This window comes from Microcoleus sp. Pol1C5 (assembly GCF_036701115.1).
GTDB lineage: Bacteria > Cyanobacteriota > Cyanobacteriia > Cyanobacteriales > Microcoleaceae > Microcoleus.
Window position 1 is genome coordinate 1 of record NZ_JAUBQE010000014.1, and the last position, 13,383, is coordinate 13,383.

General features: G+C 47.5%; 12 protein-coding genes and 1 tRNA gene. 4 read left to right on the forward strand and 9 right to left on the reverse strand.

Features of this window, described 5'->3' with window-relative positions:
• Nucleotides 1–74 precede the first annotated feature (74 nt).
• The 4 genes from QUA23_RS10025 to QUA23_RS10040 all read right to left on the reverse strand — a co-directional run bounded on the left by QUA23_RS10025 (nt 75) and on the right by QUA23_RS10040 (nt 3,296).
• Nucleotides 75–308 (reverse strand): hypothetical protein, encoded by a 234-nt coding sequence (locus QUA23_RS10025; protein ID WP_333110357.1) that lies wholly within the window; start codon nt 306–308, stop codon nt 75–77.
• An 11-nt stretch (nt 309–319) separates the two neighbouring features.
• The gene (locus QUA23_RS31035; protein ID WP_445243487.1) at nt 320–448 is read right to left on the reverse strand and encodes a hypothetical protein; all 129 of its coding nucleotides are present in this window, start codon (nt 446–448) and stop codon (nt 320–322) included.
• Between the two features lie 695 nt (nt 449–1,143).
• Nucleotides 1,144–2,862 (reverse strand): ATP-binding protein, encoded by a 1,719-nt coding sequence (locus QUA23_RS10035; RefSeq protein WP_333074853.1) that lies wholly within the window; start codon nt 2,860–2,862, stop codon nt 1,144–1,146.
• A 17-nt stretch (nt 2,863–2,879) separates the two neighbouring features.
• The gene (locus QUA23_RS10040) at nt 2,880–3,296 is read right to left on the reverse strand and encodes a hypothetical protein (protein ID WP_333074851.1); all 417 of its coding nucleotides are present in this window, start codon (nt 3,294–3,296) and stop codon (nt 2,880–2,882) included.
• 176 nt (nt 3,297–3,472) lie between these two features.
• Between QUA23_RS10040 and QUA23_RS10045 the strand changes: the two genes are divergently transcribed.
• From QUA23_RS10045 to QUA23_RS10060, 4 genes are all read left to right on the forward strand, one after another.
• Complete coding sequence (locus tag QUA23_RS10045; protein WP_333074849.1) at nt 3,473–4,519, forward strand: M42 family peptidase; 1,047 nt, start codon at nt 3,473–3,475, stop codon at nt 4,517–4,519.
• 84 nt (nt 4,520–4,603) lie between these two features.
• Nucleotides 4,604–4,676: transfer RNA gene (locus QUA23_RS10050), tRNA-Glu, on the forward strand.
• 331 nt (nt 4,677–5,007) lie between these two features.
• The gene (locus QUA23_RS10055; RefSeq protein ID WP_333074847.1) at nt 5,008–5,340 is read left to right on the forward strand and encodes a colicin D domain-containing protein; all 333 of its coding nucleotides are present in this window, start codon (nt 5,008–5,010) and stop codon (nt 5,338–5,340) included.
• A 67-nt stretch (nt 5,341–5,407) separates the two neighbouring features.
• Nucleotides 5,408–5,662, forward strand: a complete 255-nt coding sequence (locus tag QUA23_RS10060; RefSeq protein ID WP_333074846.1) for a colicin immunity domain-containing protein — start codon at nt 5,408–5,410, stop codon at nt 5,660–5,662.
• Nucleotides 5,663–6,272: 610 nt separating this feature from the next.
• Here QUA23_RS10060 and QUA23_RS10065 read toward each other — a convergent pair.
• From QUA23_RS10065 to QUA23_RS10085, 5 genes are all read right to left on the reverse strand, one after another.
• Complete coding sequence (locus QUA23_RS10065) at nt 6,273–7,373, reverse strand: beta-glucosidase (protein ID WP_333074845.1); 1,101 nt, start codon at nt 7,371–7,373, stop codon at nt 6,273–6,275.
• A gap of 203 nt (nt 7,374–7,576) precedes the next feature.
• Nucleotides 7,577–9,460: a glycoside hydrolase family 2 TIM barrel-domain containing protein gene (locus tag QUA23_RS10070; RefSeq protein ID WP_333074844.1), complete on the reverse strand. Its 1,884-nt coding sequence runs from the start codon at nt 9,458–9,460 to the stop codon at nt 7,577–7,579.
• A 213-nt stretch (nt 9,461–9,673) separates the two neighbouring features.
• Nucleotides 9,674–10,030, reverse strand: a complete 357-nt coding sequence (locus QUA23_RS10075; RefSeq protein WP_333074843.1) for an STAS domain-containing protein — start codon at nt 10,028–10,030, stop codon at nt 9,674–9,676.
• A gap of 104 nt (nt 10,031–10,134) precedes the next feature.
• Nucleotides 10,135–11,391, reverse strand: a complete 1,257-nt coding sequence (glf, locus tag QUA23_RS10080) for a UDP-galactopyranose mutase (protein ID WP_333074841.1) — start codon at nt 11,389–11,391, stop codon at nt 10,135–10,137.
• A 123-nt stretch (nt 11,392–11,514) separates the two neighbouring features.
• A complete protein-coding gene (locus QUA23_RS10085; protein WP_333074839.1) occupies nt 11,515–12,816 on the reverse strand; it encodes a glycosyltransferase family 1 protein in 1,302 nt (433 codons plus the stop codon).
• Nucleotides 12,817–13,383 lie beyond the last annotated feature (567 nt).

A 13,383-nucleotide genomic window follows, 5' to 3' on the forward strand; every position in this document is an offset into this window, starting at 1 on the left:
AAACTTATGTTGAGCGTGGGCGGGCAATAGCGCGCTCGAACTTTTTTGAGTTTTTTGGACTTATTCAGCAAGCCCTATTTATTTTTACCAACTCCAAATTCTCTAGCAAAATCTTCTAAAACTAAGTTCAAAAGCTTGATGTTAACTTTTGGCAGAATCCAAAAGTAGGTTTCTCCCGTTGACGGGTGTACAAAACCATATAACCATAGCCATTGATAGCGCCAATTTACCTTAGCTATGGGCTGCTCCCCATACCCTACCCAGACTCGCCGAACTATGGGCTTTAATCCCAGACGATGCTCATCCATTCCCCACACTTTTACTGCTGCCAATGGATGCTAATTTTGAATTCGTTTAGCTTGGCCTGGCAGTTTTTTTTCCAAGCTTCTTGGACTTCAAGGTCAGCAAGGTCGTGTTTCGATCTGGGTATCCGTAAGCGAAACTCCAACGAACGTAGATAGTCCCAACCCCTTTGTACGCGCTCCTGGACGCTAAGCGTAAATTACTCATCCACTCAGCAACTTTACGACTGTTCCATAATCCTCCATCAGCAGTTGGAGTTCGTAAAGTTTGCAAAAGTTGTGCTTGTTCCACCCCAGAAAGTAAAGGTTGAGTACCCGGATCTTGATGACGTTTGTCTTTCAACCCATTAGCACCTAATTGATTGTAGCGGCGAACGTTCGCGATATATAGAGTTACGGCAGTAACCCGCGACATCCGCGACATCTTCGGTAACTCGTCGAGTTGCTAAGAGCCAAATTATTTGGTAGCGTGTCCGTTCAATTGGGTCTGACGCTTGACGATAAAGTTTAGAAAACGGGCGAGGAGGTTTGATGAGGCTCTAACTTGAGGCGTTTAGGCCTGACTTGTCCTCGTAGCACTCTTGATGCTCTTTCAATATATCATTCCGGTGCAACCGGAATTGATATTAGAGAATATAGCACTCATGCAGGCTCTACTCGACAACTACTCACAGTGCTTCCTATCCTAAATACACTAGACCTGCTATCTGAATCACTAACAGAGGTTTGTGCTGGAGACAACACCCACAAGCTTGATTTGCCTTCTCCCCTAGCCTTCTCGCCAAGCTGACAAGAAGCCCATGATTCTCAAACGCAACATTTGTTCTTGAACACTTGGGTTTTAGCACCTGCTTGTACGTCCGGTGAGGCTGGCCACCACCGCCACTAACTCAGCAGCATCTACGGGTTTGGTTAAATGCATCTGAAAACCTGCTAATAGTGCCTGCTGACGATCGTCATTCCGGGCATAAGCCGTCAGGGCGATCGCGGGTAGCCTACCGCCCCGCTGCGCTTCAAGTTGACGCAACTTGCGGATCAGGGAGTAGCCATCCTCATCCGGCATCCCAATATCGCTCACTAAAACATCGAGCTTGCGATCGGTTGCGGTTTCGATAATGGTCAAGGCCTCCTTGACCGAAGCCACAGCCATGACCTCAGCACCATACTTTTCGAGAATCGTGCTCAGCAAGTCTAGCGCGTCAGCTTCGTCCTCTACCACTAAGATTTGTAAGCCTTCAAGGGTCGGCGAGGCCTCAACCCTCCCATTCGCCTCGACCAGAGAGTTTAATGGCTCTCGATCGCTGGGTGGTAGATGGATAATCATCACGGGCAGTTTGACTGTAAAGGTCGTCCCCTGTCCTACCCCTGGACTAACTACCGTTACAGTCCCGCCATGTAATTCAACTAATTGACGCACAATGGCTAACCCTAAACCCAAACCCCCATAACTGCGAGTAGTGGTGCTGTCGTGCTGGCTGAAGCGATCGAAGACCAACGGTAGAAAGTCGGAGCTGATGCCTGCTCCAGTGTCGCTGACAGTAATTTCAACATGGGAATTAACTCGCTGCAAAAGAATCTGGACTCGCCCGTCTTTAGGAGTAAATTTGACGGCGTTAGAAAGTAGATTCCACACAACTTGCTGCAACCTATCGGCATCACCCAAGAGCGGACCAGCTTCAGAATCGAGTACGCTTTGCAGGCGAATTGACTTTGCCTCAGCCGCCAATTGTACAGACTCAATAGCCGATTCAATCACCGGCACGAGGTTGACAGGACGGACTCGGAGGCGCAGTTTACCTGTGATGATGCGAGAAACATCGAGGATGTCTTCGATGAGCTGGGCTTGAGACTTCGCGTTTCGCTCGATCGTCTCCAAAGCGCGCGCCACCTTATCCTCACTCAGGTTTTTTTGCCGTAACATAGTTGACCACCCTAAGATCGCGTTGAGAGGAGTTCTGAGTTCATGAGAAAGAATCGAGAGAAACTCATCCTTGGCACGGTTAGCTGCCTCTGCCTCTGCCCGAATTATTTGTTCACGCCTCAATAATTCGTCTTTGGTGCGATTAGACGCTTCGAGTTGGGAAGTGCGTTCCTGCACCCGTTGCTCTAGCTCCACATTAATCGCCTGGATACGGCGGCGACTCTCTTCTAGTTCCTGGTTTGTAAGGGCAAGTTGAGCTGGACTCGGCGTATCGAGTGCCACTGGAATTAAGGGAATCAGTAAAAAGGTGAAGGTATACAAAGACCAAGCACCAGTGACAGCTTTGATCAGTCCTGAAACCCAATAAATGGGGTGCCAAAGTGTCACTATTTCCATCAGGTGCGTCGTGCCACATAAGGCAAAGATAAAAAAGAAACCCACCAGCAGTATCACCGTGTGGGCAGGCAGATCCTTACGCTCATTCGTAAAATAAACAATGGCAACCGCCACCGAGAAATAAGCGAGGGTAGTCAAGGCATCTGACATTAAGTGCAGCCAGACTAACCCCGGTTTCCAGAGGTAACAATGCCCGTGAGGAATGAAATTATTAGAAAAGAAGGTGCTCAAGAGGTCAGGCATATTAGTTTACGGCACTGTCAAGTTAATTTAGGAGGTGTCATCAATTCAACCAGATGACCGCAGCAGCCAGAAGAATCGCACGCCGGAAAGTTCACCGCCCTAGGGTGATAGCGCGTCGCGATTGCCTGATACTGCTTGAGCTTGGGGAAAAATTTCTCAATCAAATGACGGGCTTTGTACAATTGAGCATCGTAAGTTTCCAGGGTCTTGCAATTGTGACGAGGTGAAATCACGGTGGTCTTCCCCTCGGCCTTGAGGCGGTCAATCACACGCTGATCAGGATCATAGCCCTTGTTAGGCAGCAGTGTATCTGCCACCAGTAACGGCGGCAGTTGGTCGCCTCCTGCTCGCGTCACCAGCTTGTCCGTGGGTGAGGTGAAACCCCAACGGATTGCCCAACGTATCCACGCCCTCCCATGAATCTTGTTACTCAATCCCCCTTTGCTGCGTCCAATTGCTTCATTCCTAGGCTCCTCAAAAAGCTCAGCAGGAAGATGTTGCTTTCAAGTGGGAAAATGCCTGAATTAAAACTAAGTGTACCGCCGGGGAAATAGAGAGTAAATCTGCTTTAATATATGTCAAAATTCGCTCCTAAAATCGAAAATCAAAAATGTTAGAATTTGATCGCCTTTTCCAAACAATTGAAGAATTAGTAATGCTGCACTCACCCAGCGGTGCGGAGTCGGAAATTAACCAGCAGTTGATAGAAAAATTCGCCGCCCTGGGAGTGAATGCTTGGGTCGATCGCGCGGACAATGCGATCGCCCTAATTAAGGGCCGCAATCCCGAAAAGTCGATCGCCATTACCGCCCACAAAGACGAAATTGGCGCCCTAGTTAAAACAATAGGCGAGAGTGGCCGCGTGGAAGTCCGCAGATTGGGCGGCGCATTTCCTTGGGTTTACGGCGAAGGCGTGGTGGATTTGCTCGGAGACAAGCAAACAATTAGCGGCATTCTCAGCTTCGGCTCCCGCCATGTTTCTCACGAATCTCCTCAGAAAGCTCAGCAGGAAGATGTTTCATTAAAGTGGGAAAATGCCTGGATCGAAACTAAGTGTACCGCCGAGGAATTAGCCGAGGCCGGAATTCGACCGGGCACGCGGATGGTGGTGGGAAAGCACCGCAAGCGCCCGCTGCGGTTGAAGGACTGGATCGCTAGCTACACTTTGGACAACAAGGCTTCAGTGGCGATTTTGCTGGCTCTGGCGGAATGTTTGAAAGAGCCTGCGGTGAATGTTTATTTGGTAGCGTCGGCGAAGGAGGAGGTTGGGGCGATCGGAGCTTTGTATTTCACGCAGCGCCAGCCGTTGGACGCGCTGATCGCTTTGGAAATTTGCCCTCTGGCGCCGGAATACCCGATTCGTGACAGCGAAAACCCGGTTTTGCTGGTTCAGGACGGCTACGGAGTCTACGATGAAGGATTGAACGCCCAATTGCGCGCAGCAGCCGCAGCAGCCGACGTAGAGGTGCAGTTGGCGGTAATTAGCGGTTTTGGGAGCGATGCTTCGATCGCCATGAAGTTCGGCCACGTAGCCCGCGCCGCTTGTTTGGCTTTCCCCACCCAGAACACCCACGGCTTTGAAATTGCTCATCTCGGGGCGATCGGCAATTGCGCCGCCATCCTCAAAGCCTACTGTGACGAGCTTTGGGACGAGTAGAAAAAAAACTTTCGCAAAGTAGTTGACAGATTGGGAAAGATTAGTTAAGGTAATAAAGGTGCGGAACACAAGCAAACGCAACGCGCCCCCATCGTCTAGAGGCCTAGGACACATCCCTTTCACGGATGCGACGGGGATTCGAATTCCCCTGGGGGTATTGAAAATTTAAGTCTGATATCAAACTGATATCTAGTATGTGGGGTGGGCATTTTGCCCGCCCTTATTGCTATTAGGACTTACGCACGGGTAGCCAGAAACCGGGTTTTTGCTGAGAAGGCGGGTGACAGCCCGCACCAACAGCAAAAGTCGGCTAACTTAATAAAAGACAATTGAATAACACGCTCTGGATAGACAGAGGGCAAACTGCTAATGCCGCAGACACCGGAGACTATTCCGATGGCCCGCAAGCCTAAAAACTGCCAAATGGTAGAGCAATAAAAAATTAATATTTTTAATAGAGGTTTAAAAGTAGTTTCTGAGGAACTTAAATGAGAAGGGATATAAACGTACTCACATATGTTATTCAAGATAAGCAACTTCAAAGCAAATTTAAGCACGCTAGTGATTTTGGCATTGGAGGAAGTTATAGTTTAGAGAATATAAGAAAATTTAGAAACGCTATAGAAAATCATTTACAAAGTAGCACTACGAAAGTGAGGAATGGAACTTTCAGACGAATGTCAGTAGTTCATTATTTTGACCCGAAAACAGCTTTAAATGTAATTCTTAATGATCAGGGATATTTTGTAAGTGGCTGGAAACTTAATGAAGACCAACTTAAGGCGATTATAGATACTGGTAATATTGGAGGCGGCTCATAAAAATAAAAAGGGCGGGAACTTGTTTCCTGCCCTTTTAAGAGTAGTAGATTGTAAAAAAGTGCTTTATATGAAATATATTAGATTGCTAAAAAATTTTGTTAATAATAAAATCAGCAGCGATGAATTTGAGTCCCAATTTCTGGAGATTTTTAAAAACGAAAAACGTTTCGACTCAGAAAGAGAGTTTCAAATTTTAGACAAGTTGTTTGGTGACGTAGATGCTTATTGCGGCGATTCTGCTTTATTCGATCCTGAATGTGATATTGATGAAGCTGCACTCAAATTATCAGCCAAACAAGCATTAAATGCGTTAGAAGAGTAATAGCCATTCTCTCCAAAAAATCCAAAGGAAACACGGTCTGAACCGTCAGCGATCGCCCAAAATAGTCTGTCTGTCCCAACTAACCTACGTCGCCTACCGCTAAAGTTAGAAGTTGTTCGGGATATCCTCAAACCAGGATGTTCACCCTTCCTCCGTCAGTATGAAACAATAGAGTTTATTCAAGGGTCGCGCGCGTTGACTTCAAGAGGTGATTTTGCTTGCTGTGATTTGGCTGTGTCTGCACCGAACGAGATTGCGATCGCCCTCCGAATAACAGAAAACCTAGACGATTATTTTTTAAATTTACTGGCAGAGTCTAATTCACAAGGCATTCATTGATAATTTGACATTTTAGTCGATCGTTTCTGGGAACAAGGGCAATCGCGCTTTTAAATATATAGAAAGGCTGAATTATGGCAAACTCCCACCTTGGATTGAGTCTGTATAATCAACGTCAGCTAAAAACGCTCGCCCATTTATATCTAATCCCAAATCCTGCTTAAATTCCCTCTCAATCTCTTAGTCCGCGAAAGCGGACTTCGCTTGTATAGAAGCGATTTCAATCGCCGATTGAAATCGCCTCTTTTTAAATCGCCGATCGCCCCGATTGTTATTTGTTCAACTTCAGCAACGGTTCAATCTGCTCCCTTTGAAACTGCAATTCATCCGCCAAAGGCTGGTAAATTTCCCGATCGCCCGATTCATTGCAATAATCCCACAAACCATTGTAACAGTGCCTGTCGTCGTCCCAACCCGGATGGTTAACAATCGGATACAAGCAGATTCCCTCTATCGGAACTCCTGCTTTCATCGCCGCCACTACCTCAGTACACACATAATTAAACCAGACAGGTCTAAAATCGTCTTCAGTGCCTGTTTCTGCTATGAATAAGGGGCGACGGTAGCGCTCAAACACTTCTTGCAGCAGTTCGCGAAACGGGCGGTACAGCGGATCGGTGTATTTCATGGGGTCTTCATTGTGAATCCACTGATTGCGATCGTAATAATTCACCCCAATAATATCGAGATATTTTTCCTTACCGCCGAGTTCCGGGCGAAAACGTCCAGCCAACATATCCCAAGCTTGATATTGAGATAAGCGATAACCTTCCGCTGCGTCCCGATCCTCCGGTTTGTCAGGGTCAGCAATAATGTTAATTGTGGGATCGATTTGAACGATGCGAGTGCGGGGATTGACTTCCCAAACAGATTCTATCGCGGCGATCGCAGCTTTGACTAATTGGATTTTGAGTTCGTCTCCCCGCCCTTTTGCAAACGGATTGATGTACGCGACGTCGCCGCCGGCCCAAGCAATAAATGAAATTTCATTAACAGGTGTCACGAAAGGTGTTTGGTCTGTTTCCTCAGTTAGCACTTCCATAAAAGCGCGCACCATCTGGGCAAACCTGGACACAAATTCGGGACTGAAAATATCAATATCGTCTGGCCAGCCGTAGTGAAACAAATCCCAAATTACCTGCATTTTCATGTCGCGGGCGGCGCGGATGATTGGCAGGGAACTGGAAAAATCGTATTTTCCGGGTGTCTGTTCAATTAAGTGCCAGCGGAGGCCTTCGCGGACTGTGTAAATGCCTTGCTCCTGCAAGCGTTGGTAGTCGGCTGCTGCAAATTTATCGTGACCGGTGGCGGCTGTGACATCGAGGCGTTTTCCAGATTGCACTCTGTGGGTGGAACATTCAAATCCGCCCATGAAAAAACTTTGAAACATCAATCGAATGGGTAATGGGTCATTAAGGTTTGTAGTCAGGACTTGAGTCCTTAAATCTGAATCAGAAAGGATTAAAGCCCTTACTACAAAGGGTGTTTTTGTAAGAACTATATCGATCGGCAAAAAGCCAAAATGAAATAAGAAAAAAATCTCAGATTTTTACTTTTTCCTTGACTAATCACCAATTAGCATTGAGTAATAGCTTGCGGTTGTGAACTTTCTTCGGGAATATCCCAGCCGAGAGTTGCCGCCGCGATCACCTCTAGGGGAAACTTGGGAGTGCGATCGGCATACAGCAAACCGTTAGCTTCTTGGAAAGTATCGGTTAACTGCGTGTAACAAAATCCGCTGAACATTTCCACTCGGTTTACCACCTTCAACAGCGCGCTGTAGCGCCTTTGCAGTTCCTGCGTGTCGGACGCGCGCACGTAGCCCCAAACCCTGAAAAAATCGGGGTTTTCGCGACCGGCGCAGGCGATGCCGCCGAATTCGGTCAGCATCATCGGCTGTCCTTGGTGCGGGTGGCCGTCGAGGGTGAGGACTCGCCCGCCGGGACGCCCGCGATCGAACAAATCGGCTAGCTGGACTTCGGGCCCGTAGCGCTTGGCTAGGGTTTGCGGATTGTTGTCGTAGTCGTGAATCGCCAGGATGTCGGTATCGATGCTTTCCCAGCCGTCGTTACCGATGACGGGGCGAGTCGAATCGAGGGTTTTTGTCAAGAAATACAGCGCTTGCACGTAGTTGCGGTGGGCTGCCGCTTCGACTAAATTCGGAACTCCCCAAGATTCGTTGAACGGCACCCAGACTACAATACAGGGGTGGCTGCCGTCGCGCTCGATGACTTCCGTCCACTCCCGCGTCAGCCGTTGTACGGCTTTGGGTGTGAAGCGGTAGGCGCTGGGCATTTCTTCCCAAACTAAGAGCCCCAGCACGTCAGCCCAGTACAAAAATCGCGGGTCTTCGATTTTTTGGTGCTTGCGGACGCCGTTGAAACCCATTGCTTTGACTAATTCGACATCGTGTCGCAAAGCTTCGTCGGAAGGGGCAGTCATCATGGTGTCTGGCCAGTAACCTTGGTCGAGCACCAGTCGCAAATAGTAGGGGCGGCCGTTGAGCATGAAGCGATCGCGCTGGATGCTGACCGTCCGCATCGCGGTATAAGATTTAACCTCGTCGAGTAGTTTGCCGTCGGCCCACAACTGCACTTGAGCGTTGATTAAGGTCGGCTTTTCGGGACTCCACAGCAGTTCGTTGCGGTAGTCATCGATACCAGGGTCTGAGAGGGCGATGCGGCGGTGGATTTCGCCGTTGATGACTTCGTAGGTGTCGTTGACTAGCAGCAAACAGCCGATCGACAGTTTAACTTTAATCTGGATTCCCGACTGGCGATCGCCCGCGACAAAGGCTTCAAAACCAATTTCCCAGCGTTCAAACTGCGGAGTCCAGCGGATGCGCTCGATATAAGTGTGAGGCACCAATTCTACCCACACCGTCTGCCAAATACCAGTCGTGCGCGGATACCAAATACTGTGCGGCTCTATTTGCCAGTCTTGCTTGCCGCGCGGTTGTTCCAAATCTTGCGGGTCGTCGTGGGCCCAGACTGTAACCCGCTGCATCCCGTTGAGATTCACAACTGCTGTAATGTCTGCGGTGAAAGGAGTGTGTCCGCCTTCGTGTTCGATGACAAACTGACCGTTCACCCAGACGCGGGCGCGGTAGTCTACGGCCCCAAAGTGGAGGAGAACTCTGCCTTCTGTGTGGGGTATGTCAAATTCGCGTTCATACCAGCAGTTAGGGTGAAAATTCGTGTCGCCGATCCCGCTTTTTGCCGATTCTGGAGCAAACGGCACTTCTATAGTGTGAGTCCACTCAGAAATATCGATCGGCTGCACACAGCGTCCGCCGTCATCATAAGCAAATTTCCACTGACCATTGAGACAGATCCAGTTGCTCCGGCGCAGTTGGGGGCGCGGATAACCTGTTTTCCGTCCTTGAACTGTCACCTTACTATCAAGAGTTGCAGACTCTTCTATTTCGCAATTTTCTAGTTCTCTACCTAACCAACTCATCGGCACATCTACCCAAAGTTATATTTATAGGTTAGCTACAATTACCACCACTTTGACAAGTTTTTTGCTGATTAATTTGCAAAAGTTCTGCCCATTAAAACAGCCTCATCTGAAGGCTCTCTTGTGCTGAAGTCATTAGTCAGGAGAAGGAACAATAAACCAGGAATAAAAAACCAGGAAGATTTTTCCTATCCCCCCTCTGCCCCTCTCCCTCTAGCTAGCAAGACTTTGCAAACCTCCTAACGGTTCAGTTGGCTCACTTTTGAGATAAAATTCTTCCGCAAACGGCAAACAATGAAATATTTGCTGTAATCCCGTGAGTTCAAATAGAATTCTAACTTGTTCGCTCATGGCAGAGATCAAAAGGATACAGTCGCTGTCTCTAACTAATTTCACGATCGCGACTACAGCCATTAACTCGGAATTTTTCAGAAAATTTATTTTTGAGAAATCCAGCATAAGAATTTTGCCCCCGCTTTCTATTAGACGCTGTATTTCTTTTTGAAACTGAGCAAATTGAGAATTCTCCAAAACCTCATGAGACAAAACAATTTTAACTAAAACGTTCATTTTTACCTCAATTCTTGTTTGAATTATTAAATAACTTTTGATGAAAACCGAGTAAGGTGCTCCGGGGGCACCTTACCTTTTTACCAGGAACTCGCAACTTCCAGCTACTTGGTAGCAGAGCCGTTGCCGTTGCCGTTGCCGTTGCCATTGCCATTGCCGTGGTTGACAGCAGCGACTTCTAAAGCAGTTGTGGCGGGGCGATGGGCGACTCCATTGGATGAGCTGACATTAGAGGTTGAACCGGTAACATTTTCTACCAATTCAATTACCGGCTTGGTAGTAATTTGTGTGTAAGTTGTCAGAGCTTGAGCGACCACTTGATCCATGTTGTAATACCTGTAAGTCGCCAGCCTTCCCACGAAAGAAACTCCCGGAGTTGCATCAGCCAAAGCCTTATATTTCTTGTAAATTTCGGCGTTTTCTGGACGGGGAACCGGGTAGTAAGGGTCTCCCTCAGCTTGGGGATATTCGTAGACAATGCTAGTTTTTAGATGCTCTTGTCCGGTCAGATATTTAAACTCGGTGCAGCGAGTATATAAATGCTCGTTCGGGTAATTTACCACCGGTGCTTCTTGGTGTACAGGTACGTTCAGCGTTTCGTGCTTAAATTCCAAGGAACGGTAAGGCAGTTTGCCGTAGCAATAATTGAAATAGGAATCGACAGGCCCGGTGTAAATCATTTCTCCGTAAGGGATAAAGCCCTCAATCTCCCGGTAGTCGGTATTCAGCATCACCTTGATGTTTGGGTGAGAAAGCATCTTTTCAAACATCCGAGTGTAGCCGTGCAGAGGCATTGCTTGATAGGTATCGGTAAAATAGCGATCGTCCCGGTTAATGCGAGTGGGAACGCGGGCAATCACTGATTTGTCGAGTTCCGAGGGGTCCATTCCCCACTGTTTGCGGGTGTAGTTGCGGAAGAATTTCTCGTAAAGTTCGCGACCGACTTTGCTGACAACGACATCTTCGGAAGTGCGAATGTAATCTTTTGGTTCTGCTACTTTCGCGAAGAAATCTTCTACTTCAAATGACGTGAGATTCAGTCCGTAAAGTTTGTTTACGGTGTTGAGATTGATTGGAATTGGCAACAGTTGACCGTCAACGCTGGCGAGGACGCGGTGTTCGTAAGGCCGCCACTCGGTGAACCGAGAAAGATACTCGAAAACTTGGCGCGAATTGGTGTGAAAAATGTGGGGGCCGTATTTGTGTACCAGGATGCCGTGGTTGTCGTAGTGATCGTATGCGTTGCCGCCGATGTGGTTGCGGGTATCAATTATCAGGACTGTTTTTCCGGCCTCATTTGCTAGTCTTTCGGCAATGACGCTACCTGCAAATCCGGCTCCGACGATTAAATAGTCAAACATTGAAACACCTCTGAGTGTGGGTAAGGGTAAGGAATAATTGGTAATTGGACATACAGCGAGGAGTATTGAGTGTTAGTTTTTGAATCCGTAAAGTGTAACTCTTTAACTTCAACCTCAACATTCCTAACTTAAAACTTTCATCCGGCCTTCTGCTTTCTGCCGTTTCTCGTCGATCGCAGTTTCGATCAACCCCAGCATCTCACCCCAGGTATTGTCCCAAGAATTGTCTGCTAAAAAGGCGTCTACTTCGCTCAGCCACTTGGTGCGAACGTCCGAACTTTCGCCGAGGATTTCTTCGGCACAAGCAACGAATTCTTCACAATTGCTAGCAATCCGAACTAAGCCGTTTTCTCCGTAGGGCCGCACCACGTCGCGGATAGGAGTAGAAATCACCGGTTTGCCAGCAGCGAGGTATTCTGGAGTTTTCGTGGGACTAATAAACTTAGTCGATTCGTTAATCGCAAAAGGCAGCATGGCGATATCCCATCCGCCAAGATACCCTGGCAGTTCTTGATAAGATTTGCCGCCGAGATAGTGGATATTTGGGTGAGTTGGCAGAGTTGCCGGAACGATTTTCACAACCGGGCCAATGATGACTAAATGCCAGTCCGGCCTTGCTTGCGCCATGCCCGCTAGGAGTTCGAGATCCATGCGTTCGTCTATGACGCCATAAAATCCCAAACGCGGGTGAGGAATGTCTTTTTGATCCGCCGGTTCTTCTGAAAGATTCCTGGCTGTCGCAAAGTGTTCTTTTTCGATGCTGCTGGGGAAGGGGTGAATGTTTGGGTGCTGGTGCTGTTTGGCTTCGTAAAGATTGTGTCCCCCGGTAAATACTACGCTGGCGCGCTTTAATAGTTGGTTTTCATTGGCTTTTAAATCGGGGTGTGCGCCTTTGAATGCTGACAGTTCATCCATGCAGTCGTAGACTACAGCTAGCGGCTTTAAGTGGCTGGTAAAACTGACAGCCATTGGTGTGTAATACCAGAGGATGTACTGGCTAATTTCTGCAGCTCGAAACAAATCATCTAGCATGGCTTGCTGAGCAGTTTGTGCTGTGGCTTCGCTGATTCCTTCGCTCAGGTGCGGTACTATTACCCAGACTCCGCTTTCGTGGATGCTGACATCAAGCCACCAATCTGTAGCCACGCTAAACACAGGTTCTTCTACAAAAAATACGCGACGAGTTTTGGCACAGCGACTCAAGAGATGTTGCGGACGCTGATAGACAAAATTCCACCGCAGATGAGAGAGGCAAACTAAATCTGGTGTATCTACCGCCTCAGTTGTTGATAAGTTGGCGCGCAATGCGGGCGACGCAGCGAATTCAGAGGGCGATTTTGCTGGATCTATAGAGGTAAATCGGATCTCCCATGCTCGCTCTTTATTGCTATAATTATTGTTTACTGAGTTTTGTGGGGGCGACATATTAGCCTCTGGAATTTGTCAAGGAAAATTTGTCCGTTAAAAGTTGTCAATAGGATATATTTCTCAGCAATGTCTTACTGAAAGTCGCAAGCATAAATCTGAGAACTTTTATTGACGAGCAAGCGCCGCATTCAGTGAGCCAAACAAAGAAACTGTTTAGCTGCGGAAAAACAGGCTTATCTGCTTTTTTCAAAATTGAAACAAAATTGAAACTTAGAGATAAGTTAATATTGTTAGACTTGCTATTGTTGTTAAATGTAACTCAATTTTTCTGCCCTAACTTCTATCTGAAGGATGACTTTTATCTCAGGAGACACCTAGCTTGCAGGCTGGGTTCCAAAGCCGTTAAAATGCCGATCGACCTTGTAAAATGACTCTTTACTGGCACGTACGGGGTGAAAAAAGAGCGAGTTTAATTGCTTTATTTGGAGATGATAGAAAATTTGCCATCAAGTTTATGTTGCTTTTTGATTTGACAAACCTTGCTTTTTTTTAACTCATCCGATCGCTAATTTGGCAAATTTGTATCCTAATATACCAAGTCGCGCCAGAGATTTCTGACTTCCG

Bases quoted from the DNA above. Each gene is read 5' to 3' on its own strand.
- QUA23_RS10060 (WP_333074846.1), top strand. From the start codon at position 5,408: ATGAAATATATTAGATTGCTAAAAAATTTTGTTAATAATAAAATCAGC.
- QUA23_RS10070 (WP_333074844.1), bottom strand. From the start codon at position 9,460: ATGAGTTGGTTAGGTAGAGAACTAGAAAATTGCGAAATAGAAGAGTCT.
- QUA23_RS10055 (WP_333074847.1), top strand. From the start codon at position 5,008: ATGAGAAGGGATATAAACGTACTCACATATGTTATTCAAGATAAGCAA.
- QUA23_RS10075 (WP_333074843.1), bottom strand. From the start codon at position 10,030: ATGAACGTTTTAGTTAAAATTGTTTTGTCTCATGAGGTTTTGGAGAAT.
- QUA23_RS10085 (WP_333074839.1), bottom strand. From the start codon at position 12,816: ATGTCGCCCCCACAAAACTCAGTAAACAATAATTATAGCAATAAAGAG.
- glf (WP_333074841.1), bottom strand. From the start codon at position 11,391: ATGTTTGACTATTTAATCGTCGGAGCCGGATTTGCAGGTAGCGTCATT.
- QUA23_RS10065 (WP_333074845.1), bottom strand. From the start codon at position 7,373: ATGGGCGGATTTGAATGTTCCACCCACAGAGTGCAATCTGGAAAACGC.
- QUA23_RS10035 (WP_333074853.1), bottom strand. From the start codon at position 2,862: ATGCCTGACCTCTTGAGCACCTTCTTTTCTAATAATTTCATTCCTCAC.
- QUA23_RS10045 (WP_333074849.1), top strand. From the start codon at position 3,473: ATGTTAGAATTTGATCGCCTTTTCCAAACAATTGAAGAATTAGTAATG.
- QUA23_RS10025 (WP_333110357.1), bottom strand. From the start codon at position 308: ATGGATGAGCATCGTCTGGGATTAAAGCCCATAGTTCGGCGAGTCTGG.